The organism is Aeromonas sp. R10-1, from assembly GCF_040908465.1.
Lineage (GTDB): Bacteria > Pseudomonadota > Gammaproteobacteria > Enterobacterales > Aeromonadaceae > Aeromonas > Aeromonas caviae.
This window is the reverse complement of record NZ_JBFODT010000024.1, coordinates 285815-309339: the sequence shown is the minus strand read 5'-3', so window position 1 is coordinate 309339 and position 23525 is coordinate 285815. Positions and strand designations below refer to the sequence as shown.

The following is a 23525-nucleotide window of genomic DNA, read 5'->3' as shown; positions in this document are numbered from 1 at the left end:
TCCGAACAATTAGACTTTGGGATAAGCCAGCGGGCCGCCCTGATGCAGGCGTACAAAGACAAGGGCGGCGGTGACGGCATCGCTCAGGGCGTCGTGGGGGGGCAGGGCTGGCAGCGCCAGATGGCGACAGATCGCGGCCAGGTGCAGATCGATGGCGGCATCGGGATAGCGGCGATAGAGGTGATCGTGATAGAGGCGGCTCACCTCGATGCCGCGCTGGGGCAGGGTGAGCCCCCACAGCCGTTGGCAGGCGAGGTTGAGAATGCGCAGGTCATAGGCGATGTGATACCCCACCAGCTCACGGGGGCCGATGAACTCCAGCAGCGCGCGCAGCGCGGGCTCCAGTGCCATTCCCAGTTGCAGATCCTGATGGCGCAGGCCGTGGATCACCACGGACCCGGCGCTCAGGCTGGCGGGAGCCTGGACCCGGATGGCAAGGGCATCGCCCGTTTCTATCCGGTTGCCCCGGATGCGCACCGCCCCGATGGAGACGATCTCCGCCAGCGCCGGATCCAAGCTGGTGGTCTCGAAGTCCAGCGCCACCCACTCGTCGTCAGCAGGGCGGGCAAAGAGCGGGGCAAACACCCCCTCCCGAAACGTCCTGCCAAGCCAGCGGCGGCGCCAGTGCATCCACATCGCTATTGCCTAAGACGAAAGTGCAAGGTGAGCCATTGCTGGAACTTCTTCACCTGGTGCAGGGCATGGCGCAGCAGATCCCGCTCTGCGGGGCCGAGGTCTGCCACCCGCACCCGTCCGTCTCCCTCCTGCAACTGGCTGCGCAGCCGAAGCCGCATGAACAGCCGGAAGGCCTCCGCCAGATTGGTGCCATAGTCCCGGCTGAGGCGTCCCTGGCCCACCAGGGCCTCGATGCGTCCTGTGGTCGAGGTCTCCAGGATCCCCGCCTCCAGGGAGAGTACCCGGACGCCGTGGACAAGGGGGAAGAGGCCGCCCCGCTTGAGATCCAGCCCCTCCGGGGCTTGCTCCAGTCTGCCAAAGAGGGTGAGGGGGGCGTGAAAGGCGACGGCGGCCCTTGCCATCTCCGCCAGCAGATCCGGCCGGTCGGCGAGGCAGGCCCGCAGGTGGCGGGCGACGGGGGCGAGCCGGGCGCGATCTCCCGTGATGGCCTGGGCATCGGCCAGGGTGGCGAGCCAGAGCAGATCTGCTTCGCTGGCGCGCACACAGGCCTGCTCTATCCCTTGCAGCCAGCCGTCAAGCGGCTTCACCCAGGCCGGGTTGTTGACCATCACCCTGCCCGGGCAAGGGGGATAACCCAGGCGCGCCAGCAGGGCGCTGAAGGCGGCCAGATCCGCCGACTGGGTGGGCCACGGCAGGCCATCCGGCAGGATCAGGGCATTGTCCTGATCGGTTTTCTGGATCTGCTCGCCACGCCCCTCCGACCCCAGCATCAGCAGGCACACCTGCTCTTGCTGCGCCGCGGGGATCACCAGGGAAAAGGCCTTGGCGATCAACTGCTCGTTGATGGTGGCGATGAGCTTCATCAGGAACAGGGTGTGGATCCCCTGGGCAAACAGGGAGCGAATGAGTTGCTGCTGCTCCCGGGCGACCGCCTCGAGGGCGGCCGGGGAGTCGGCGCGGGCGATGCGCAGGGTCAACACATGGGAGTGGGTGGAGAAGAGCCCGAGCACCTGGGTCAAATGCAGGATGCCTGCCACCTCCTGCCCCTGCCAGATGACCAGGCGCTTGATGCGGTGGCGGGTCATCAGCAGCAGGGCATCGAACAGATAGCTCCCCAGTGGCAGACCCGTCAGCGGGGTGGGGGTCAGCACCGCCAGCGGCGCACTGAGCGGCAATCCCTTGAGGGTGAGGGCGTGGAGCAGGGTCTTGCGGGTGGCCAGGCTCAGGCTGCCGTCTGCTCCGGGATAGAGCAGGCAGTCGGTGCCCCTGGCCACCATGGCCTCGGTGGCGGCCAGGAGCGAGAGGCTGCTTTCCACGATGAGCGGCGCCTGCAGATGGTCGGGAGCGATGCGGGTCAGGATGAACTCCGCCAGGTTCTGCTGCCCGAGCTGACTGCGCCGCTCCTGCTCCCGCTGGCGCTCCGCCAGGGTGGCGGTGAAGTAGCGGGCGATATGGGGGTGCGCGTCGCACAGGGCCAGAAAGACGGGGCGGGGAATGAGCTGGCAGAGGGTATCTTCCAGGGCGGCGAAACGGTGGCGGCAGTGCCCGTCAAACTGGGCACGGACGTCGAACATGTCCCCCTCGCCATAGTCCCCAAAGGATTGATGGGGGGCAGACTCTTCCACGGCCCCCTTGATGATGAGGTAGAGCCCGGCGGGCTCCTCCCCGGCGTGCTGCACCGTCTGGCCCGCGCGAAAGTAGCAGATGCTGAGGTGCTGACCGAGCCGCTGGCGTGCCTCCTCGTCCAGGTCGTCGAACGGTGGACGGGCAAAATTGAACAGAAGTGACATGACAGGCTCCACCGTGACCATGGGGCCAGTCTGACAAAGGCTCCACCACCGGGCCAGCCGACTTTAGTCGCAGGCCCGGGGCGGCCTCCCTGTACCTGCCCATAACACTCTGGTAACGTTGTGGTATGACCAGTTGAATCAAAGGACGAAGACGAAGATGGAAAAGCCAAGGGTCAAATGGGGGTTTCAGGAGGGGATCGCCGAGGTGATGCTCTGTCGGGGGGACAAGCTCAACGCGCTGGATCGGGCCATGTTCGACGCCATCGACGAGACGCTGAACGCAGTATCCCGGCAAAAAGGGCTGCGGGCCGTGATCCTGCACGGGGAGGGGCGGGCGTTCTGCGCCGGGCTGGATGTGAAATCCATGCTGAGGCAGCCGGTGGCGGCGCTGGAGATCCTCAAGCGCGAGGCGGACGAGGCGACCAACCTGGCCCAGCGGGTGGCCTATGGCTGGCATCAATTGCCGGTGCCCGTGATTGCGGTGACCCAGGGGGTCTGTTTTGGCGGCGGCCTGCAGATAGCGCTCGGCGCCGATTTTCGCTTCAGCACCCCGGATTGCCGCTTCTCGGTGATGGAGATCAAGTGGGGCATCATCCCCGACATGAGCGGCAGCGTCACCCTGCGCAACCTGATGGGGATGGATACCGCCATGGAGCTTGCCATGAGCGGGCGCGAGCTGGAAGCCAGCGAAGCCAAGTCCCTCGGCCTGGTGAGCCGGGTGTGCGCGGATCCTCTGGAAGAGGCGCGGGCCTTTGCCCGGACCCTGATCACCAAGTCGCCGGATGCGCTGGCGGGGATCAAGCAGCTCTACACCCAGGCCTGGGCTCGCAGTGACGAGGCCATGCTCAAGGAAGAGACCCGGTTGCAGAGGCAGATCCTGGGGCGCCCCAACCAGTGGCGGGCGACCCTCAACAGCCTGCTTCGCTGGCGCCTGCCATTCGGACCCCGCCGCAACGCGCTTTGAACCCCTCACCCATGCAACGCAAATGAAAATGGCAGCCGAAGCTGCCATTTTGCATTGTGCCGTCTGATTACTTGGCAACGGTATCCGGGTCCGCCTCGAAGGGGTGGCCGGTTTGCTCGCGCATCAGGTTCACTTCGGCGCGGTTTTCAATCCAGTAGTCCGCGTTCTTGATGCCGAGCTTTTCCGGGTGGAACACGGGATCCAGACCCTTGGCCAGCTGTGCCTCGTAGTCCTTGAGGCAGGCGAAAGCCGGCTTTTGCAGCATCAGGATGGCACCGATGTTGAGCCAGGCCATCAGGCCGACCCCGATGTCACCCAGGCCCCAGGCCAGATCGGCGGTCTTGACGGTGCCGTAGACGGTGGCAGCCATCAGCGCAATCTTCAGCAGGAAGGTGAGCCAGGGGCGGTTAATCTTGCGGTTGACAAAAGCGATGTTGGTTTCGGCGATGTAGTAGTAGGCCACGATGGTGGTGAAGGCGAAGAAGAACAGGGCGATGGCGACGAAGTAGTTGCCAAAGCCTGGCATCATGCTTTCCATGGCGGTCTGCACATAGCCGGGGCCTGCCGCGATGCCGGCGATGCCGGTGTAGAGGGCGGCACCGTCCGGGCCCTGCACGTTGTACAGGCCGGTGATGAGCAGCATGAAGCCGGTGGCGGAGCAGACGAACAGGGTGTCGATGTAGACGGAGAACGCCTGCACCAGGCCCTGCTTGGCCGGGTGGCTCACCGCCGCGGCGGAGGAGGCGTGGGGGCCAGTCCCCTGGGCGGCTTCGTTGGAGTAGACCCCGCGCTTGACACCCCACATGATGGCCAGACCCAGAATGGCGCCGAAGCCGGCTTCCATCCCGAAGGCACTCTTCCAGATGAGCAGGATCACGCCCGGCAGTTGGCCGATGTTCAGGGCGATGATGACGCAGGCGACGATGATGTAACCCAGTGCCATGAAGGGCACCACGGTACTGGCGAAGTTGGCGATGCGTTTGACGCCGCCGAAGATGATGAAACCGAGCAGCAGCGCCAGACCGGCGGCGGTGACGTTCGGATCGATGTCAAAGGCGGTCTGCAGGCTGGAGCCGATGGAGTTGGCTTGCACGCCCGGCAGCAGCACGCCGCAGGCGAAGATGGTGGCGATGGCGAAGGTCCAGGCATACCACTTCATGCCCAGGCCCTTCTCGATGTAGAAGGCCGGGCCGCCGCGGTATTCACCGTTGATCTTCTCCTTGTAGACCTGACCCAGGGTGGACTCCACGAAGGCGGAGCTGGCGCCGAGGAAGGCGACCATCCACATCCAGAACAGGGCGCCCGGGCCGCCGAAGGTGATGGCAGTGGCCACACCGGCGATGTTGCCGGTACCGACGCGACCGGCCAGGGTCATGGAGAGTGCCTGGAAGGAGGAGACACCGGCATCGTTGCCCTTGCCCTGAAACATCAGGCGTATCATGCCTTTCAAGTGACGCAGTTGCAGGAAACGGCTGCGCAGGGAGAAGTAGAGGCCCACCCCCAGACACAGATAGATGAGCGCAGGGCTCCAAATCACGCCATTGATGGCATTGACGATCTCATTCATGTACAACAACTCCTTTGTTGCGCTGTCTTGGCGAGGTCTGTGCCTCGCTGCCCTAACATTGAATTATATGGTGACCAAGGGGGTCACTCTGGGTTGTGCGGGACTTTCGACTGGTTAGTCCGCGGGATTTAACATATCGGTTTGTTCAGGGCCTTCCTAGTGAAAAGTGTTGTGACTTTGTTAATTTGTGAATTGACATTAACAAATGGTGAATGGAACTGGACAAGATTCGGTACATACCCATCATCTGCCGCTTTGCCATGCCCAGAGGGCTGATTGAGGTAATGCAAATAGGAGGCCAGGAGTGGCAACAAGGGAAAACAGATACATCATTCGCCTCGCCGGGGAGGCGGATGGGGCCGGATTGACGGGGTTGTTTGCCCAGCTGGGCTACCCCAACCCTGACGGGGCGGTCAGCGCCAGGCTGGCCCAGCCCGATCCGGCGCGGGAGGTACTGGTGGCCCTGTGCGAGGGGATCCCGGTGGGGGTGCTGGTGTGGCATCGCCTGCAGCCCATGCACCTTGCACCAGCCTGGGGCCTGATCTCGGCGCTGGTTGTCGATGAGGGTGCAAGGGGAGGGGGCATCGGGGCCCTGCTGCTGGTGGCGGCAGAGCAACGGGCAGCCGCTATGGGGTGCGGCCAGCTGGAGCTCTCCAGCAGCCTCAAGCGCGAAGGGGCGCACCGATTTTATCTGGCGCAAGGGTATTGCGAGCGTCCGAAACGTTTTGTGAAAGCTGTCTGATTGGCAAGAGGAGTCCGTGTGTTCTGGTCCAGGTTGAAAGAGGTATTGGGTGGTGCATCTCCCCGGGAGCCCCGTCTCCCAGAAGAGCAGGAGTGGCGCGAGGCGCTGGCGGCGGTGCCCATCTTGCAGGGGCTTGAAGAAGAAGAGGCGCAGAAGCTGATGGAGCTGGCGCGCCATTTTCTCTCGCGCAAGACCCTCACCCAGATCGGGGTGGAACTGACGCCCCGCCAGCAGGGGGTGCTGGCCCTGCAGGCAGTGCTGCCCATCCTGCACCTGGGGTTCGATTGGTATCGAGGTTTCCACGAGGTGATCATCATCCCCGAGCCCGTGACCCGTCGTCAGGAGGTGCAGGACGAGTTCGGGCTGGTGAGCGAATTTGAAGAGGAGAACGCCGGTGAATCCTGGCCCCAGGGGCCACTGGTGCTGGCCTGGAGCGAATTGCAGCAGGACGGGGACTGGGACGGATTCAACCTGGTGATCCATGAGCTTGCCCACAAGCTCGACATGCTGGGAGGGGATGCGGACGGTGCACCGCCCCTGCCGCGGGGCATGGATCCCCAGCAATGGACCCGGGCGCTGCAAGGTGCGTTTGACGAGATGAACGATCAGTTGACCAGAGAGGAGGTGACCGAGATAGACCCCTACGCCGCCTCGCACCCCGCCGAGTTCTTCGCGGTGTGCAGCGAGAGCTTCTTCACCGATCCGTTGCGTCTGCGTGCCGTCTACCCCGCGGTCTATGACCAGTTCGCCCGCTTCTATGGCCAGGATCCCGCAGGCCGCTACCCGGCCACCCGATTGCTGGCTGGGGATCCCGGGGCGCAGGGCTGACCGGCACTGTGTCCGGGCGGCAGAAACACAAAAGGCACCCGAGGGTGCCTTTTTCGTGACAGCGATGTCGCCGGGTGCTTAGGCAGCGGCTTTGAGCTCGACGGGAGCGGCTTTCTTCTGCTCGCCGATGGGCAGCACGGTGCGACCGAACTGCTCGTTGATCACGGTGGCCATGGCCAGGTAGATGGCGCTGGCGCCGCAGATGATGCCTTCGAAACCGGCGATGGTGCCGATCAGGGTGCTGCCGGTGAAGTCACGGGCGGCCAGCAGGAAGAACAGCACGGTCAGGGAGGCGAACACGAACTGCTTCACGCGGGGGAAGTTGACGGTCCCGATCAGCATGAACAGGGTGAACATGCCCCACATCAGCAGGTACCAGCCCATGTAGGCGTGGGGGGTGGCCTCGGCCAGACCCATCGTCGGCATCACCAGCAGGAACACCAGGCTCCACCAGAAGGTGCCGTAGGAGATGAAGGCGGTGACACCGAAGGTGTTGCCACGCTTGTACTCCATGATGCCGGCGATGATCTGGGCCAGACCGCCATAGCACAGACCCATGGCCAGGATCATGGCGCTGATGGGGAAGAAACCTGCGTTATGGATGTTCAGCAGAATGGTGGTCATACCGAAACCCATCAGACCCAGAGGGGCAGGGTTGGCCAATTTTTCGCTCACGTGGTGTTCTCCAACAATAGAGGTGGGGTTGATAAAAGACGCGCGATTTTAGGCAGGCTCAGGGTCCCGGGCAAGGGGGGGACACACAGAAATGGTAAAAAAAGAACACGAAAGTTTAAGTGGCCAACCATTCGTGCCATTCAGGTAGACGAGCGGTGAATGAAAAACGTTTTCAACGTTGCAATTTTGTATAAAAGGCACCTTGGCATGAAAGTCGGCAACGATGATGGTGACTGGGATTGGTGAGGGAAACGCGCCCCGGATGGTCGCGTCATGGCGGCTTGATTGAAAAATGAGTTCATATGCCATCAGACAGGAGTGTTTACCTCCTGTTTGTAGCCCATCGGCCTCCCGTATCGCTTGCCATCGCAGTGTCCGTTGCGCTCCCCATTTTCTCGTCAACCCCGCGCTCGCCACCGTGTTCCCTACATAAGGGCGGGGCGCCAGAGAAACTCGCAAGCGCGCCGTGTTGACTGCCACGGGCGAAAGGGGCGCAAGATTAACGGGCAGGATCAGAGGCTGCCCTTGTCAAAAAGCCAGAGGCGGGATGGGCCATGGGCCCAGATGACAAAAACCGAGACGCAAGAGGTTGGGCCAAGGGATTGCCCTGTGGCCGGAGGCTTCAACATGCAGACACGGCAGCTCCTGTGAAGACGCTTCGAAATGTAAGGGGGGCGCGGGGTTGGCCCTGTGGCGTGCGCGAGAGGGTGTTCAGGATTGGCCCGATTAGACACTGTCTATCTGATCGGGCCATCTATTTTGACATGCCGACATGCTGGATAAAGGGATAACCGGATTGTTCGGGACGGCTAGCGAGAGACATATCCTGATGGAAGGGGTCAGGGGAGGGAGCCCCTCGGGCCATGTGCCGTCGGGGCAAACAAGAGGGGTATCCGGCGGGCGCCGGATCAGTTGTCCAGGGTCAGCACCACCTTGGCTTCCTTGTCCGTCTCCTTCACCTGGCTGTCGAGCACGAAGAGGCGCTCCGGCGCGATGCCCTGGGTATCCACCAGATACTCCTTGGTGTTCTGGGCGCGGCGCATGGCGAGGTTTCGCAGGGACTTGGCGGTGATGAGCTGCTGATCCCGCAGTAGGAGCACCGCCTGGGCGCGCAGGGCCTCGCTCCCTTCATCGAGTTGCAACCGGTTGGCCAGATCCCCGAGATCTTCGTTGAACTTGGCTTCATAGGCCTCTGCCAGTGCGGATTGCATGGCGGGATCCTGCTCCAGCAGCGTCAAATCCACCGGGCTGCCGGTGGTCTTGGCCAGCAGCCGCTCAAGCTTCTGGCGCTGGAGGATGGGGCGCTCTTCGTTGAAGTTGACCTTGCCGCGGATGTTCATGCTGAGCTTGGGCCTCTCCTTGAGGGCCTGGGCGAGGGTGGTCAGCTTGGTCTGCTGGGTCGGGGTCAGGGCGGGATCGCCAGGCAGGAAGGGGAGCTCGTCGAGATCCTTGGTGCCCCCCGTCAGGGACGCAAGCAGGGAGAAGGGGGATGTGATGGCCTTGCCGAGGGTATTGCCGAGCACGTCCCAGAAGATGTTGCCCAGGCTGAAATCAGGCTGATCCAGATTGCCCTTCACCTTGAGGTTCATCTTGATGACGCCGTTCGAATCGCTCAGCAGGGCGATGGCGAGGCCGAGGGGCAGATCCTTGGCCTGCTCGCTCTTGACCTTCTCCCCGAGTTGCAGCTTCTTGATGGTGATGTCGTTGTCCCCCTCCAGCCGGTTGCCCTGCAGCTTGTAGTTGAGCTTCATGGAGAGCTGCCCCTTGTCGATGGCATAGCCTGCATAGGTGCTGGAGTAGGGGGTGAAGGTGGTGAGCTCCAGATTGTTGAAGGCCACGGCCACGTCCAGCACGGGATCCTCGATGAGCAGGTTGGCGCCCCCCCGGATGGTGACGGGGGCATAGCGGTCCACCTTGCCGTTGAAGGCGAGCTCGGAGCGCTGCCCCGGGGTGTTGCTGATATGGCGGCTCTGGCCGTCAAGGGAGGCGATGTCCACCACGAACTCCGGGCTCAGGCTGCGATCGGCGAAGCGCAGGTTGCCTTGGGCGGTACGGATCTGATCGATGACGATGTGCGGGGCGGGGGCGCTCTCCCTGGCGTTCGCGGCGGGTTGCGGCAGCAGCAGTTGCTGCACGTTGGTGATCCCCTCTTCGTTGATCTCGATGCGGGCATAGGGTTTGCTGAGCAGGATGTCGGCGATACGCAGTTGCTGGCTAAGGCCATCATAGTGCAGACCGCTCAGTTGCAGATTCTCTATCTGGAGCAGGCGCTGGTTGTCGGCCCGATCCAGCACGTTGAGCCCCGCGACCTCGAGTCCACCGCTTATCTCCAGCTTGCTGATGGCCCCCTGGCGGTCGGTGGCCAGGTCCAGCCTGGTGCGGCTGGCAAGCTCGCCGTCCCGCACGCTGATACGCAGCAGATCCTGCAGGTAGGGTTGAGCCAGGGTCAGCGGCAGCCCCTGCTGGCGGATGGCGCCGTTCAGGGTGAAGGGGGTCAGCCCCAGGGTGCCGTCAAACGCCACCGTCGTCCTGGTGTCGAGGGCTGCGTTGAGGGTGAGGGGGCTGGGTTGGGCGGCCTGGCTGCCAAGGGGCCCCAGGGTGAGGGCGAGGGCGGAGATGGCCCGTTTCAGGGGCTTGCCGCTGGTGGCTTCGGTCAGGGTGAGGCTGCCCTGGTCGATGCGGGTCTGCTTGAGGGCCCATTGCCAGGGCTTGGCGGGGGTGGCCGGTTGTTTGCCCCCCTTGGGGGTCTTCTGGGGGATCAGCAGGTCCGCGAGATCCAGTTGTTGCTGGTGGTCGAGGACGGCGGTGATGGCCGGGCTCTTGAGGATGGCGGCATCGAGCTCAAGGCGCTGCTTGTTGCCATCGATGCGGATCCCGGTCAGTGCCAACTGCTTGAAGCGGGCAAATTCCTCCCCCTTGTTGCGTGTGAGCTGCCAGTTGGCCAGGGTCAGCTTGCCCTTTGACAACTGCCAGTCCAGTCCCTGCTTGCCCTGGGTGAGGCGATAGGCGAGCTCGGCGCTGGCCTCCCCTTTGGCGAGGGTCGCCTTGAGATAGGGGGCCCAGAGGGGGGCGAAGGGGGCGATGGCCACCTTGCCAAGGCTGAGGTTGCCCTTGCCGGCGCCGCTCATCATGTCGAACTCCCCTTCGGCCTTGAGGGGGCTCTTCTCGTTGACGGTGGCGTTCAGGCGATAGGGGTTGAGCACCCCCTCTGCGGTGGAAAAGCCGGGCAGGTGCAGGGTGAGCTTGTCCAGGGTGAGGGGCGGCACCCACCCCGGGCGGTTGGGCTTGCGGCTGTCCCGGTAGCTGAGCCGGCCCTGCTCGACGGACAGCTTGCCGATGGTCACCAGCACGGGCTCGGCGCTAGCTGGCGGCGTTTGCTCCGGCGCAGGGGCGAGCAGGGAGGCCAGTGCATCGGTCAAGTTGAAGCGTGCCTCCCCCTTGAGATCCTCGAGGCGCACCAGATCTGCCCTGGGGGCGGTCAGGGTGGCCTCTTCCAGTACCAGGGCGCGCTGCTGCCAGCTCGCTTTCAAGGCGGGAATGAGCTTCAGCTCTTCAAATGACACCAGCGTTTGCTGCTGGTCATCGAGCAGGGCGCTGGGCCCCAGCACGAGGGAGGGGGAGCGGATCCCCACCTCTATCTTGCCAAGGGAGAGGTGCAGACCGTAATGGGTGGCAAGCCAGCCGGGGAGATGGCGCTGGATGAGGGTCGGCGCCTGCCAGAGCAGGATGGTGATGCCGATGAGCAGGAGCGCGAGAAGATAGAGGGCATAGCGCAGCAGACGAGCGGGCAGAGGCTTGAGCATGATGGTCTCCATTTGATGCGCATATGGTAGCAATTAATCGTGCCCGGTTCATGGGAAGGACTCATGAGGTGCGCCGCACTCTGACCGGGCTGGGGAATTATTGTGCGACCAAGGCCGGATTTTCCCCGTTTGCCCCACCTCGCCGCTTGCCCAAACCGCCCAGTCTGTCCGGCATGCCGTGACGGGCGATGTGGGGAACAAGGGGGTTGCCGGGTCAGGGCCTGCCACTGCGGATATCCACTGGAAAACCGGGATACCGGGGGCGAGATACCCCCAGAGTCTGTCAATCCCCGTCGGTTTTCAAGCCGCCGAGGGAGTGGATGCAGCGCTGCTCGGCGGCATCGAGCTCGGCCATCACCATCTGGATGTCCTCCAGTTGCTGGCGCAGGGAGTGGCGTCTGGCCTCGATGAGCTGGATCATGGAGTGAAGCTGCATCCGGCTGGAGCGGTCGGTGTCGTACATGTCGAACAGCTCGCGGATCTCCGCCAGGCTGAACCCGAGGCGCTTGCCGCGCAGGGTCAATTTCAGGCGGATCCTGTCCTTGTGGCTGTAGATGCGGGTCTGCCCCTCCCGGGTCGGGGTGATGAGCCCCTCGTCCTCGTAATAGCGGATGGTGCGGGGGGTGATGTCGAACTCCTGGGCCAGCTCCGAGATGCTGTAGGTCCTCTCCTTGCCACTGGCGTGTCTGGCTCTCATGGTGCGCCCTCCTGATGAGCTGGCGGGGTCCTGGCCCCGCGGCAAGGGCCGGGGTCATGATGCATGATGGCCTCCCGGGGTGCGCTGCTCGCGCTCTTGTGCTAGGCGCCGTCCCCTCCCGTGCAGTGCCTGGCCGACCCGGGAGCCGTTGGGGCGCCCCAGCAGCTCGCTCACCCACTGGCCGGTGGCGGCCAGCTGGTCGAGATCGACGCCGGTGCTCATGCCAAGGCCGTGCAGCAGATAGACCACCTCTTCCGACGCCACATTGCCGGAGGCGCCGGGGGCATAGGGGCAGCCGCCGAGCCCGGCCACCGAGCAGTCGATGGTGCGGATGCCGCGCTCGAGCGCCGGCAGCAGGTTGGCCAGCCCCTGGCCATAGGTGTCGTGAAAATGAACAGCAAGCCGGCCCGCCGGGATCTCGTGCAGTACCGCATCCAGCATGGGAGCCACGGTGCCCGGGGTGCCGACGCCGATGGTGTCGCCGAGGGATATTTCGTGGCAGCCCAGATCCAGCAGCCGCTCGGCCAGGGCGGCGACCCGTTTCGGGCGGGTCGGGCCGTCGAACGGGCAGGCGATGACGGTGGAGAGGTAGCCGCGCACCTTGATGCCGAGGCTGCGCGCCTCCTGCACCAGGGGAGCGAAGCGCACCAGGGACTCCTCCACGTTGATGCCGATGTTGGCTCGGGTGAAGCCGTCCGAGCAGGCGGTGAAGAGACCTATCTCGTCGGCGCGTGCGGCGACGGCGGCCTGCAGACCCTGCAGATTGGGCACCAGGGCGCCATAGCGGGTCGGCCCCCTGCGCGGCAGGGCGTTGAACAGTGCGGCGGAATCCGCCATCTGCGGCACCTTTTTGGGCGACACGAAGGCCCCCACCTCGATGCGCTGCAACCCGCTCTCGGCCAGGCGGGCGATGAGCGCCAGCCGCTGCGCCAGGGAGAGGGTCGCAGCTTCATTTTGCAGGCCGTCCCGCGGCCCCATCTCCACCAGGCTGACCTTGTCGTCCCGGTTCTCGTGCGTGTGGCTCATGAGCGCTCCTCCTGCGCGGTATGGTCCTCGGCAAAGCGCACCAGCACGGCGCCCTGGCTCACTTGTTCCCCCTGGCGGCACTGCAGGGCCTCAATCACCCCGTCCCGGTCGGCCTTGAGGACGTGCTCCATCTTCATCGCCTCCAGTACCAGCAGGGGTTGCCCCTTGCTGACCGGCTGGCCGGCCTCGACCTGCAGCGCCACCACGATGCCGTGCATGGGGGCCAGGATGCCCGGGACATGGCTCGTGTCGTGATCATGGTGGAGCTGATGATGCTGATCATCGAGCAAGAAGCGGATGCGTCTGCCCGCCAGGTGCAGCAAATAGGCGCCCTCGCCGAGGGGCTGCACCGGATAGCGCTGCCAATGTCCACTCTGGCACAGGCGGATCTGATCTGACCCGAGTTCAAACGGGATCTGCTCGCCCTGCCAGAGCAGGGCGCCCCCTCGCTCGGCGAGGGTGAGAGTGCGGGTCTCCTCGCCGATGCGCACCGTGGCGCAAAAGCGGCGGGTGGGGCCCAGCCGAAAGCCTGCGGCCTGCTGCCAGGGGGAGGCATCGCGCTCGCAAGTGGCGAGCCAGAGGGTGGCGAGGGGCCAGGCGAGCGCCGGAACGGGCAGGGTGTCGGTGGGAATGGGCCACTGGGTGTGGTGGCGCATCGCCAGCACCTCTGGCGCTTCGCACAGGCGCTGCAGGAGCGGGCCGTTGTGCACCAGAGGGCCAAGATCCAGGGCTGCCAGGGCATCGGCCAGGGTGGCAAAGGCTTCGCTGCGGCTCGGTGCGTGGGCGACGAGCTTGGCGATCATGGGGTCGTAATAGGGGCTCACCCCATCGCCGGCGGTGACGCCGGTGTCGATGCGCACCCCCTTGGGCCAGGTGAGCCAGTGGATGGGGCCGCTCGCTGGCAGAAAACCGGCGGCCACGTCTTCGGCGTAGAGGCGCGCCTCCACCGCGTGGCCACGCAGCACCACCTGTTCCTGGGTGAGGGGCAGCGGTTTGCCCTCGGCCACCGCCAGCTGCCAGGCCACCAGATCCTGGCCTGTGATGGCCTCGGTAACCGGGTGCTCCACCTGCAACCGGGTGTTCATCTCCATGAAGAAGAACTCCTCCCCGCATAGCAGAAACTCGATGGTGCCGGCCCCCCGATAGGCGATGGCCTTGGCCGCCGCCACGGCCGCCTCGCCCATGGCGCGGCGCAGGGCAGGGGAGATGTCGGGGGCGGGGGCCTCCTCGATCACCTTCTGGTGGCGGCGCTGCAAGGAGCAGTCCCTGTCCCCCAGATAGATGGCGTTGCCAAGGGCATCGGCAAAGACCTGCACCTCCACGTGACGGGCGCGGGGGAGATAGCGCTCCAGCAGCACATGGTCGTCGCCAAAGGCGGCACTCGCCTCCCGCTTGACCGCCGCCAGGGCGTCGTCAAAGTCGGCCAGCTGATCGACCCGGCGCATCCCCTTGCCACCGCCGCCACTGGCCGCCTTGATAAGGAGCGGGAAGCCCACCTGGCTCGCCTGATCGCGCAAAAAGTCGGGATGCTGATCCGCGCCGTGATAACCGGGCAGCACGGGGACGCCGGCTGCCTGCATCAGCCCCTTGGCCCCCGACTTGTCCCCCATGGCGAGGATGGCGGCGCCGCTTGGGCCGACAAAGCGCACGCCCCGCTGCTCGCAGGCGGTGGCAAAGTCGCTGTTCTCGGACAGGAAACCGTAGCCCGGGTGGATGGCGTCGGCATTCGCCTCTTTGGCAATCTTGAGCACCTTGCCGGTGTCGAGGTAGCTCTCCCGGGCAGGGGCCGGCCCCAGATGCCAGGCCTCGTCGGCTTCGCGCACATGCATGGCACGGGCGTCGGCGTCCGAGTAGAGGGCGATGGTGTGAATGCCGAGGCGCCGTGCTGTCTTGATGATGCGCACGGCGATTTCACCGCGATTGGCGATCAGCAGGCGCTTGATGGGAGTGTGATGGGTCATGCTGACTCCCTGCTGTTCAAGGTGCACAAGTGCGAAGCGTGTTGATCCACACTGCAGTTATATTGACCACCGCTGGCGATCAGCAGGTGCTTGATGGGGTGGTATTGAGTCATGCTTCGTCCTTGAAACGGGGGCGCCAGGTTGGGGGGCGTTTGTCGAAGAAGGCCTGGATCCCCTCCTGGGCCTCGAGGCCGACCCGTACCCGGGCGATGGTCTCGACGGTCTGCTCTTCGTGCTGGTGGCCTGGGCGCCCTTCGAGGGCGGCCAGCAGCCGCTTGGTCTCCTTCATCGCCTGGGGGCCGTTGCGACACAACCGCAGGGCCATGGCGCGTCCCTCCGCCAACAACTGATCAGGCTGGCTGAGCCTGTGCACCACGTTGAGTCGGCAGGCGGTGATGGCATCGAAAGGCTCTGCGCTCAGCATGTAGCGGCGGGCCTGGCGCATCCCCATGGCGCGCACCACGTAGGGGCTGATCACCGCAGGCACCAGTCCCAGGGTCACCTCGGAGAGGCAGAAGCGGGCATTTTCGCTGGCCAGCACGATGTCGCAGGCGCAGACAAGGCCTAAGGCTCCGCCGTAGGCGGCCCCCTGCACCAGGGCCACCGTGGGGAAGGGCAGCTCGTCCAGTGCCTGCATCAGGTGGGCCAGCACCCGGGCGTCCTCGCGATTCTTGTCAAAGGCGCGGGGGTCGAACGCTTCCCCTGCCATCTTGCGCATCCACTCGAGATCGGCGCCCGCGCAAAAATGCGGCCCCTCGGCGCGCAGCAGCAGCACGTGGGGGCGGTCGGCCAGCGGCTGGCTGTGGGCCAGCTCGTCGAGGCAGTCGAGCAGCCCCTGCATCAGGTCGGCATCGAGGGCGTTGTGACGGGCCGGGCGGGCGAGCACCAGCTCGATCACCGGGCCGTGGCGCTCAAGGCGAAAATGGGCAAGGGGATCGTTGAAGAGCGGGTCTGACATATGAACTCCTTACATCCGGAAGATGCCGTACTGCAGAGGGCCCGGCTCGGCCCCCTGGCAGGCCGCCAGCGCCAGGGCCAGCACGGTGCGGCTCTGGGCCGGGTCGATGACGCCGTCATCCCACAGGCGAGCACTGGCGTAATAGGGGTGACCCTGGCGCTCGTATTGCGCGATCACCGGGGCGCGAATGGCGGCCGCCTCCGACTCGCCCAGAGTCTTGCCCTCGGCGGCGAGCTTGTCCCGGCGCACCTGCACCAGCACCCCGGCCGCCTGCTCGCCCCCCATGACGGAGATGCGGCTGTTGGGCCAGCTGAAGAGAAAATCCGGTTCATAGGCGCGCCCGCACATGCCGTAGTTGCCGGCGCCGAAGCTGCCGCCGACGATCAGGGTGATCTTGGGCACCCGGCTGCAGGCCACGGCGGTCACCAGCTTGGCGCCGTGCTTGGCGATCCCCTCTTTCTCCGCCGTACTCCCCACCATAAAGCCGGTGATGTTTTGCAGAAACAGCAGCGGGATCCCCCGCTGGTTGCAGAGCTGGATGAAGTGGGCTCCCTTCTGGGCGCTGTCGCTGTGCAGCACGCCGTTGTTGGCGAGGATCCCCACCTGCATGCCCTCAATGCGGGAAAAACCCGTCACCAAGGTAGTGCCGAACAACGCCTTGAATTCGTCAAACACAGAGCCATCCACCAGCCGGGCGATCAATTCTCGTGCGTCAAAGGGGCGCTTGAGACTGGTGCCCACCAGGCCGTAGAGCTCCTCGATGGGGTAGTGCGGCTCATCATAGGAGGGAGCGGATGGGGCGGGTGACGCCGCCGTCTGGTTGTCCCCCAGGTTGCTTACCAGGGTGCGGGCGATGGCCAGGGCATGGGCATCGTCCCTGGCCATGTGATCCGCCACCCCGGAGTGGACGCAGTGCACCTCGGCGCCGCCCAGGGCTTCTGCGCTGATCTCCTCGCCGGTGGCGGCCTTGACCAGGGGCGGGCCCGCCAGAAAGAGGGTGGCCTGTTCCCTGACCATAATCGACTCGTCCGCCATGGCGGGCACGTAGGCGCCCCCGGCGGTACAGAGCCCCATCACCACCGCCAGCTGGGGGATGCTCTGGGCCGACATGCGAGCCTGGTTGTAGAAGATGCGGCCAAAATGCTCCCGGTCGGGGAATACCTCGTCCTGCATGGGCAGGAAGGCGCCGCCGGAATCCACCAGATAGAGGCAGGGGAGGCGCAGCCGCTCGGCGATGGCCTGAGCGCGCAGGTGTTTCTTCACCGTGAGCGGGTAGTAGGTGCCGCCCTTCACGGTGGCGTCATTCACCACCAGCATGCACAGGCGCCCCGAGATCCGGCCGATGCCGGTGATGAGGCCGGCGGCGGGCACCGGTTCGTCATAGACCTGCCAGCCAGCCAACGCCGACAGTTCGAGAAAGGGGGAGCCCGGGTCCAGCAGCTGGTCGATGCGCTCGCGGGGCAGCAGCTTGCCGCGGGCCTGATGGCGGGCGTTGTTGGCCGCGCCCCCGCCCTGGGCTATCTCCTCCAGGCGGGTATTCAGATCGTCGACCAGTGCCTGCATGGCGGCCCGATTGGCCTCATAGTCGGGGCTCGCGGTGTCGAGGCGGGAGTGGATCCTGCTCATGCGCTCTCTCCCATCAGCTCGCGGCCGATGAGCCAGCGGCGGATCTCCGAGGTGCCGGCGCCGATTTCGTAGAGCTTGGCGTCCCGCAGCAGGCGGCCGGTGGGGTATTCGTTGATGTAGCCGTTGCCGCCGAGCAGCTGGATGGCATCGAGGGCCATCTGGGTGGCGTTCTCGGCAGCAAACAGGATGGCGGCGGCGCAATCCTTGCGGCTGGTGCGGCCCTGATCGCAGGCGCTCGCCACCGAGTAGACCAGCGCCCGGCTGCTGACGAGGCGGGTATACATGTCGGCGAGCTTGCCCTGCACCAGCTGAAACTCGCCGATGGCCTGGCCGAACTGCTTGCGCTCGCGCACATAGGGGAGCACCACGTCCATGCTGGCCTGCATGATGCCAAGGGGCCCGGCCGCCAGCACCACCCGCTCGTAGTCCAGACCGCTCATCAGTACCTTGACCCCGCCGTTCAGGGGGCCCAGCAGGTTCTCCTGCGGCACCCGGCAGTTGTCGAACACCAGCTCGCAGGTACTGGAGCCGCGCATGCCGAGCTTGTCGAGCTTCTGGGCGGTGGAAAAACCGGGAGTTCCCGCCTCGACGATAAAGGCGGAAATCCCTTTGGGCCCGGCGGCGGCATCGGTCTTGGCATAGATGACGAAGGTGTCGGCATCGGGCCCGTTTGTGATCCACATCTTGTTGCCGTTCAGCACGAAGTGATCCCCCTCGCGCACCGCGGTGAGGCGCATGCTGACCACGTCGGAGCCGGCACCCGGCTCGCTCATGGCCAGCGCCCCCACGTGTTTGCCGCTGACCAGATCAGGCAGATATCTCGCCTTCTGATCAGGGGTGCCGTGGCGGTGGATCTGATTGATGCAGAGATTGGAGTGGGCGCCGTAGGAGAGGCCGACCGAGGCGCTGGCGCGGCTCACCTGCTCCATCACCAGCACATGGGCCAGATAGCCGAGGTTCACCCCGTCATACTCCTCCGCCACCGTGATGCCGTGCAGCCCCAGCTCACCCATCCGAGGCCAGAGATCCCGGGGGAAAGCGTTGCTCTGATCGATCTCGCTGGCGCGCGGTGCGATCACTTTCTGGCAGAAAGCCTCGACCTGTTCGGTCAGGGCCTGGAGGGTTTCATCCATCAGGGCATGCATCCGTGCTCTCCTTGGTGCAGTGGACTGCCGATTTCCCCTGCCATCAGGGTGATGACTGGTCAGTCCATTCGTGATTCAAGTTTACGTTAGCGTAAACGTAAATGAGTTGTTAGTCTAAGGTAAATTCGATGGCAGCCCGTCGCAAGGGCTACCCGGGCAGAGGAGCGCAAGGAGTGAACAGGATGTGCAACAGCAACATGGATGTGGCCGGCCTGCAGTGGCCTGCCATCGCCTGCCAACGGGCTAGGAGGGGGGCATGAGCCAGCATCACACCCAGTACGGGGATCTGCCGCTCTACATCGGTGGCGAGGCGTGTCCGTCCGCAAGCGACGAGTGGATCGAGGTGACCGACCCGGCGGACCAGCATCTGCTGGCGCGGGTGCCGAAAGCTACCTCTGCGGAAATTGAGCTGGCGGTGCGCACCGCTCACGACGCCTATCTGCTGTGGCGAGAGGTGCCGACCTCCGAGCGGGCCCGGGTGATGTTCAACTACCAGCATCTGTTGAAAGTGCATCACGACGAGCTGGCGACCCTGCTGGCCCAGGAAACCGGCAAGAACCTGGCGGACGCCAAGGGGGACGTCTGGCGCGGCATCGAGGTGGTGGAGCAGGCCTGCGCCATTGCGAGCCAGACCCTGGGGGAGACCATGGGCAACGTGGCGCGCAGGGTCGACGGCCACTCCTGGGTGCAGCCTCTCGGGGTCTGCGTCGGCATCACGCCGTTCAACTTTCCGGCCATGATCCCGCTCTGGATGTTCCCGCTGGCGGTGGCCTGCGGCAACGGCTTCGTGCTCAAGCCCTCCGAGCAGGATCCTCTCACCCCCATGCGCCTGGCCGAGCTGTTTACCGAGGCGGGGGCCCCCAGGGGCATTCTGTCGGTGGTGCATGGCGGCGCCGAGCAGGTGGATGCGCTGCTGGCCCATCCCGATGTCAAGGCAGTCAGTTTCGTGGGCTCGGCCCGGGTCGGCGGCCACGTATATCGCAGCGCCACGTCGCAGCTCAAGCGCGCCCAGTGTTTTGTCGGCGCCAAGAACCACATGGTGATCATGCCGGATGCCAACAAGGCGCAGGTACTCGGCAACCTCGTGGGAGCGGGAGTCGGCGCCGCCGGTCAGCGCTGCATGGCCATCAGCGTGGCGGTGTTCGTGGGGAACGCCAGGGAGTGGATCCCCGAGCTCGCCGCCGAGTTCGCCAAGGTGAAACCCGGCGTCTGGCACGACCCCGAGGCGGCTTATGGCCCCCTCATCAGCCCGGAGGCGAAAGTCAGGGTGGAGGGGCTTATCGAGGCGGGGATTGCCGAGGGAGCCGAGTGCCTCTTGGACGGCCGTTTTTGCGACGTACCCGGCTACCCGGTGGGCAACTGGGTGGGACCGACCCTGTTTCGCGGCGTGACCCCCGAGATGCGCATCTACAAGGAGGAGATCTTCGGGCCCGTACTGGCCTGCCTCGAGGTGGAGAGCCTCGACGAGGCGCTTGCCCTCATCAACGCCAACCCCTACGGCAACGGCACCTCCCTCTTCACCGGCTGTGGCGCCGCCGCCCGCAAGTTTCGCCACGAGGTGGCGGTGGGCCAGGTGGGGATCAACGTGCCCATCCCGGTGCCGCTGCCGTTCTTCTCCTTTACCGGTTGGCGCGGCTCCTTCTACGGGGATCTGCATGCCTACGGCAAGCAGGCGGTGCGTTTTTACACCGAGACCAAGACGGTGACGGAGCGCTGGTTCGACGAAGACATTCCCAGCGGCCCCAATATGACCATTCAGCTGCGCTGACGGCAGGGGTTGCCCACTTTGCCCGGGCGCCCCTATTGACAGCAACGGATCGACGGAACAAGTACAAAGGAAGCGAACAAGATGGATTTTACCCTGACCGAATCCCAACGGGCCTGTGTCGAGTCGGCCGGCGCCTTCGCCGATCTGGCGCTCAAACCCCATGCCGCGCACTGGGACAGGGAGCACGAGTTCCCCATCCCCACCATCAAGCAGGCGGCGGCGCTGGGCCTGTGTGGCCTCTATACCCCGGAGCAGTATGACGGTCTGGGCCTGAACCGGCTCGATGCCAGCCTCATCTTCGAGCGCCTCGCCATGGGCTGCACCTCCACCACCGCCTATCTCACCATCCACAACATGGTGAGCTGGATGCTGGGCAGCTGGCTGCCTGCCGAGGTGGCCGAGGAGTGGGTACCTCGGCTGGCCAGCGGCGAGCTGCTGGGATCCTACTGCCTCACCGAGCCAGGGGCGGGCTCCGACGCTGCGGCCCTCAAGACCCGCGCCGTGCGCGATGGCGAAGAATACCTCCTCGACGGCAGCAAGGTGTTCATCTCGGGCGCCGGCAGCACAGACGTGCTGGTGGTGATGGCCCGCACCGGTGGCGAGGGGGCCAAGGGGATCTCTGCCTTCATGGTACCGGCCCAGACCCTCGGCGTGAGCTACGGCAAGGCGGAGGAGAAGATGGGCTGGAACAGCCAGCCGACCCGGGAGGTGAACTTCAATGCCGTGCGCATTCCCGCTCGCTTCCGGCTGGGGGAGGAGGGGGAAGGGTTCAAGTTCGCCATGCAGGCGCTCGATGGGGGGCGCATCAACATCGCCAGCTGTTCTCTGGGCACAGCCCAGCAGGCCCTGGACGACGCGTTGGAGCACGTGCGCCAGCGTCAGCAATTCGGGCGTCCGATCAGCGAATTCCAGAGTGTGCAGTTTCGCCTGGCCGACATGGCCACCGAGCTCGCCGCCGCCCGCCTGCTGGTGCGCCAGGCGGCCGCCAAACTCGATGAGGGCAGCCCGGACAAGAGCGCCTGGTGCGCCATGGCCAAGCGTTATGCCACCGATGTGGGGCACCGCATCTGCGACGACGCCCTGCAACTCTTTGGCGGCTATGGTTATATCCGCGAGTATCCGCTTGAGCGCTATCTGCGCGACACCCGGGTGCACCGCATTCTGGAAGGGACGAATGAAGTGATGCGGCTCATCATCGCCCGCCGCCTGCTGGCCGACCCCGGCCTGTCGCTGGAGTAGCGGGAGGGGCCTGCTCTGAGGACGCAGTCGGCGCGTCCTCAGGCTTTGTGAGCCAGGTGCAGGTTGGCTCCATTCAACCCTGTCATCATGGGGCAGTTTTTTTGACAAGGACAACGCAATGACAAGGATCAGGCTCGAATATCACGGCCACGTGGCCTACATCACCCTCGATCACCCACCCGCCAACACCTGGACGCTCGCCAGCCTGAAAGCCTTCTTGCAGATGATGGTGGAGCTGGATGGTCGCCCCGACGTGGTGGCCCTGGTGATCCGCGGTGCCGGAGAGAAATTCTTCTGCGCCGGCGCCGATCTCAAGATGTTCGCCGACGGCAGCCTGGCGCATGCCCGCGAGGTGGCCGAGGCCTTTGGCCACGCCTTCGAGGCGCTGGCCCGCTTTCACGGGGTCAGCATCGCCGCCATCAACGGTTATGCCATGGGAGGGGGGCTCGAAGTCGCGCTGGCCTGCGACATCCGCATCGCCGAGCAGCAGGCCAAGCTGGGGTTGCCGGAGGCCTCGGTGGGCTTGCTGCCCTGCGCCGGCGGCACCCAGCGCCTCACCGAGCTGGTGGGGCCGGGCTGGGCCAAGCGGATGATCCTCTGCGGCGAGAAGGTGAGCGCCACCCTGGCCTACGAGATGGGGCTGGTGGAGGAGGTGGTGACCGAGGGGCACGCCTGGGAGGCGGCGCAGCAGATGGCCCAGCTGGTGGAGCGCCAGAGCCCGAGCGCCCTGCGTGCCTGCAAACAGCTCATCAATCAGGGGCGAAGCACCCACAGGGACGCGGCGCTGCCACTCGAGCGCAGCCTCTTTCTCGCCCTGTTTGACGATGCCAACCAGCGCGAAGGGGTGGCGGCCTTCCTGGAGAAGCGTGCCCCGCGCTGGCGTTACGACCAATCCAAACCGAAAGAGTGAGGGAGTGAAGGATGAATGAGGTAATGATGGCGACCCGCCATGTCGCAGGGGCAGATACCCGGTCTGCGGGGGCTGCCCATGAGTGAGCCCGTGCGCATCGAGACCCGCCCCACGGCGGATGGCCGCCGCATCGGCATGCTGACCCTGGACAGCCCCGCCTCCCTCAACGCCCTGAGCCTTGAGATGATCCAGTTGTTGCAGGCTGCGTTGACCCGCTGGGAGCAGGATCCGGCCATCGTCTGCGTGCTGCTGCAAGGGGCTGGCGAGAAGGCATTCTGCGCCGGTGGTGACATCCGCTCCTTTTATTACCGCAAGCAGGAGGCGAGCCACTCTGAATTGTTCGGCTATGCCAGCGACTTCTTCCTGCAGGAGTACCAGCTCGATCACCACATCCACTGCTACGGCAAGCCCCTTGTCTGCGTGGCGGACGGCATCTGTATGGGGGGCGGCATCGGTCTCTTTGCCGGGGCCGGTTTTCGGGTGGTGACCGAAAAGAGCCTGTTCGCCATGCCGGAGGTGACCATCGGCCTCTATCCGGACGTGGGGGCCAGCTGGTTTTTGAGCCGGATGCCGGGGCGGCTCGGGCTCTGGCTCGGCCTCACCGGTGCCCGCTTCAACGGGGCGGACGCCATCGGCCTGGGGCTCGCGGATCATGCCATGGCGAGCCGCGAGCGGGCGGAGCTGCCGGCGCGCCTCGCCGCCCTCGACTGGTCCGCAGGCGACCCCGGCGAGCAGATCGAGGCGCTGCTCACCGATTTGCAGGAGGCCCCTGGTCAGGCATTGCCGCCTCCCGTACTGCTGCCCCACCAGGAACGCATCGATGCGCTGTTGGCCGGCCGCTCCCTGCAAGGGGTGCTGGCACGCCTCGAGGACGCCGAGCTGGACGAACCGGGGCTGGCTCAGGGGCGGGAGACCTGCCTTCGCGGCAGCCCCATCAGCCGTGCCATCCTCTGGCGCCAGTTCTGGCAGGCACGGCGCCAGTCCCTGGCCGAGGTGTTCGCCGACGAGTTGGCCCTCTCGGTCAACTGCGTACTCAAAGGGGATTTTGTGGAAGGGGTACGGGCCCTGCTCATCGACAAGGACAAATCACCCCGCTGGCAGGCCCCGCAGGTAGGGGAGGCCTGGCTGGATGTCTTCTATCGCTGGCCCGAGGGTGACAACCCCTTGCGCCCCCGCTGACGTGCGATCAC

18 protein-coding genes are annotated in these 23525 nt (G+C 65.3%); 7 read left to right on the top strand and 11 right to left on the bottom strand.

The window, feature by feature from the left end; genetic code table 11:
• Window positions 1-9: 9 nt before the first annotated feature.
• Together AB5Y93_RS12875 and AB5Y93_RS12870 are read right to left on the bottom strand one after the other, a co-directional pair.
• A complete protein-coding gene (locus AB5Y93_RS12875; protein ID WP_368229529.1) occupies window positions 10-636 on the bottom strand; it encodes a 3'-5' exonuclease in 627 nt (208 codons plus the stop codon).
• A 2-nt stretch (window positions 637-638) separates the two neighbouring features.
• Window positions 639-2426 (bottom strand): putative nucleotidyltransferase substrate binding domain-containing protein, encoded by a 1788-nt coding sequence (locus AB5Y93_RS12870; protein ID WP_368229527.1) that lies wholly within the window; start codon window positions 2424-2426, stop codon window positions 639-641.
• Window positions 2427-2583: 157 nt separating this feature from the next.
• Between AB5Y93_RS12870 and AB5Y93_RS12865 the strand changes: the two genes are divergently transcribed.
• Entirely contained in the window at window positions 2584-3390 is an 807-nt protein-coding gene (locus AB5Y93_RS12865) for a crotonase/enoyl-CoA hydratase family protein (protein ID WP_368229525.1), read from the top strand.
• A 67-nt stretch (window positions 3391-3457) separates the two neighbouring features.
• Here the strand turns inward: AB5Y93_RS12865 and AB5Y93_RS12860 are convergent, their stop codons facing one another.
• A complete protein-coding gene (locus AB5Y93_RS12860) occupies window positions 3458-4957 on the bottom strand; it encodes a sodium:alanine symporter family protein (RefSeq protein WP_043156472.1) in 1500 nt (499 codons plus the stop codon).
• A 373-nt stretch (window positions 4958-5330) separates the two neighbouring features.
• On the opposite strand from AB5Y93_RS12860, the gene AB5Y93_RS12855 reads away from it, so the two are divergent.
• Together AB5Y93_RS12855 and AB5Y93_RS12850 are read left to right on the top strand one after the other, a co-directional pair.
• Window positions 5331-5699, top strand: coding sequence for a GNAT family N-acetyltransferase (locus AB5Y93_RS12855; protein ID WP_368229613.1), 369 nt, complete (start codon window positions 5331-5333; stop codon window positions 5697-5699).
• Between the two features lie 18 nt (window positions 5700-5717).
• Window positions 5718-6527 carry a zinc-dependent peptidase gene (locus AB5Y93_RS12850; RefSeq protein WP_069651179.1) on the top strand — a complete coding sequence of 270 codons (810 nt, stop codon included), beginning with the start codon at window positions 5718-5720 and terminating at the stop codon, window positions 6525-6527.
• 78 nt (window positions 6528-6605) lie between these two features.
• Here the strand turns inward: AB5Y93_RS12850 and AB5Y93_RS12845 are convergent, their stop codons facing one another.
• The 8 genes from AB5Y93_RS12845 to AB5Y93_RS12810 all read right to left on the bottom strand — a co-directional run bounded on the left by AB5Y93_RS12845 (window position 6606) and on the right by AB5Y93_RS12810 (window position 18418).
• A complete protein-coding gene (locus AB5Y93_RS12845; protein ID WP_039039055.1) occupies window positions 6606-7202 on the bottom strand; it encodes a GPR1/FUN34/YaaH family transporter in 597 nt (198 codons plus the stop codon).
• Between the two features lie 908 nt (window positions 7203-8110).
• Complete coding sequence (locus tag AB5Y93_RS12840; RefSeq protein ID WP_368229524.1) at window positions 8111-11005, bottom strand: DUF748 domain-containing protein; 2895 nt, start codon at window positions 11003-11005, stop codon at window positions 8111-8113.
• A gap of 283 nt (window positions 11006-11288) precedes the next feature.
• Complete coding sequence (locus tag AB5Y93_RS12835) at window positions 11289-11702, bottom strand: MerR family DNA-binding transcriptional regulator (RefSeq protein WP_010674587.1); 414 nt, start codon at window positions 11700-11702, stop codon at window positions 11289-11291.
• A gap of 54 nt (window positions 11703-11756) precedes the next feature.
• Window positions 11757-12728, bottom strand: a complete 972-nt coding sequence (locus tag AB5Y93_RS12830) for a hydroxymethylglutaryl-CoA lyase (RefSeq protein WP_368229523.1) — start codon at window positions 12726-12728, stop codon at window positions 11757-11759.
• Window positions 12725-14689 (bottom strand): biotin carboxylase N-terminal domain-containing protein, encoded by a 1965-nt coding sequence (locus AB5Y93_RS12825; protein ID WP_368229522.1) that lies wholly within the window; start codon window positions 14687-14689, stop codon window positions 12725-12727. Before AB5Y93_RS12825 ends, AB5Y93_RS12830 begins: the two co-directional genes overlap by 4 nt.
• A 109-nt stretch (window positions 14690-14798) precedes the next feature.
• Entirely contained in the window at window positions 14799-15647 is an 849-nt protein-coding gene (locus AB5Y93_RS12820; protein WP_124244116.1) for an enoyl-CoA hydratase-related protein, read from the bottom strand.
• 9 nt (window positions 15648-15656) lie between these two features.
• The gene (locus AB5Y93_RS12815; protein WP_368222857.1) at window positions 15657-17273 is read right to left on the bottom strand and encodes a carboxyl transferase domain-containing protein; all 1617 of its coding nucleotides are present in this window, start codon (window positions 17271-17273) and stop codon (window positions 15657-15659) included.
• Window positions 17270-18418: an isovaleryl-CoA dehydrogenase gene (locus tag AB5Y93_RS12810; RefSeq protein WP_368229520.1), complete on the bottom strand. Its 1149-nt coding sequence runs from the start codon at window positions 18416-18418 to the stop codon at window positions 17270-17272. The genes AB5Y93_RS12815 and AB5Y93_RS12810 overlap by 4 nt, the downstream gene beginning before the upstream one ends.
• Window positions 18419-18674: 256 nt before the next feature.
• Here AB5Y93_RS12810 and AB5Y93_RS12805 point away from each other — a divergent pair, with 256 nt between their 5' ends.
• From AB5Y93_RS12805 to AB5Y93_RS12790, 4 genes are all read left to right on the top strand, one after another.
• Window positions 18675-20186, top strand: a complete 1512-nt coding sequence (locus AB5Y93_RS12805) for a CoA-acylating methylmalonate-semialdehyde dehydrogenase (RefSeq protein WP_368229519.1) — start codon at window positions 18675-18677, stop codon at window positions 20184-20186.
• A gap of 81 nt (window positions 20187-20267) precedes the next feature.
• Complete coding sequence (locus tag AB5Y93_RS12800; RefSeq protein WP_368229518.1) at window positions 20268-21425, top strand: acyl-CoA dehydrogenase family protein; 1158 nt, start codon at window positions 20268-20270, stop codon at window positions 21423-21425.
• Between the two features lie 118 nt (window positions 21426-21543).
• Window positions 21544-22335: an enoyl-CoA hydratase gene (locus tag AB5Y93_RS12795; RefSeq protein ID WP_010674596.1), complete on the top strand. Its 792-nt coding sequence runs from the start codon at window positions 21544-21546 to the stop codon at window positions 22333-22335.
• 78 nt (window positions 22336-22413) lie between these two features.
• Complete coding sequence (locus tag AB5Y93_RS12790) at window positions 22414-23514, top strand: enoyl-CoA hydratase/isomerase family protein (protein ID WP_214004858.1); 1101 nt, start codon at window positions 22414-22416, stop codon at window positions 23512-23514.
• The last annotated feature ends 11 nt before the right edge of the window (window positions 23515-23525 follow it).

Coding starts and splice junctions, on each gene's coding strand:
- AB5Y93_RS12860 (WP_043156472.1), bottom strand. CDS start 4,957: ATGAATGAGATCGTCAATGCCATCAATGGCGTGATTTGGAGCCCTGCG.
- AB5Y93_RS12875 (WP_368229529.1), bottom strand. CDS start 636: ATGTGGATGCACTGGCGCCGCCGCTGGCTTGGCAGGACGTTTCGGGAG.
- AB5Y93_RS12870 (WP_368229527.1), bottom strand. CDS start 2,426: ATGTCACTTCTGTTCAATTTTGCCCGTCCACCGTTCGACGACCTGGAC.
- AB5Y93_RS12800 (WP_368229518.1), top strand. CDS start 20,268: ATGGATTTTACCCTGACCGAATCCCAACGGGCCTGTGTCGAGTCGGCC.
- AB5Y93_RS12825 (WP_368229522.1), bottom strand. CDS start 14,689: ATGACCCATCACACTCCCATCAAGCGCCTGCTGATCGCCAATCGCGGT.
- AB5Y93_RS12810 (WP_368229520.1), bottom strand. CDS start 18,418: ATGCATGCCCTGATGGATGAAACCCTCCAGGCCCTGACCGAACAGGTC.
- AB5Y93_RS12805 (WP_368229519.1), top strand. CDS start 18,675: ATGAGCCAGCATCACACCCAGTACGGGGATCTGCCGCTCTACATCGGT.
- AB5Y93_RS12795 (WP_010674596.1), top strand. CDS start 21,544: ATGACAAGGATCAGGCTCGAATATCACGGCCACGTGGCCTACATCACC.
- AB5Y93_RS12835 (WP_010674587.1), bottom strand. CDS start 11,702: ATGAGAGCCAGACACGCCAGTGGCAAGGAGAGGACCTACAGCATCTCG.
- AB5Y93_RS12790 (WP_214004858.1), top strand. CDS start 22,414: ATGAGTGAGCCCGTGCGCATCGAGACCCGCCCCACGGCGGATGGCCGC.
- AB5Y93_RS12830 (WP_368229523.1), bottom strand. CDS start 12,728: ATGAGCCACACGCACGAGAACCGGGACGACAAGGTCAGCCTGGTGGAG.
- AB5Y93_RS12840 (WP_368229524.1), bottom strand. CDS start 11,005: ATGCTCAAGCCTCTGCCCGCTCGTCTGCTGCGCTATGCCCTCTATCTT.
- AB5Y93_RS12820 (WP_124244116.1), bottom strand. CDS start 15,647: ATGTCAGACCCGCTCTTCAACGATCCCCTTGCCCATTTTCGCCTTGAG.
- AB5Y93_RS12815 (WP_368222857.1), bottom strand. CDS start 17,273: ATGAGCAGGATCCACTCCCGCCTCGACACCGCGAGCCCCGACTATGAG.
- AB5Y93_RS12865 (WP_368229525.1), top strand. CDS start 2,584: ATGGAAAAGCCAAGGGTCAAATGGGGGTTTCAGGAGGGGATCGCCGAG.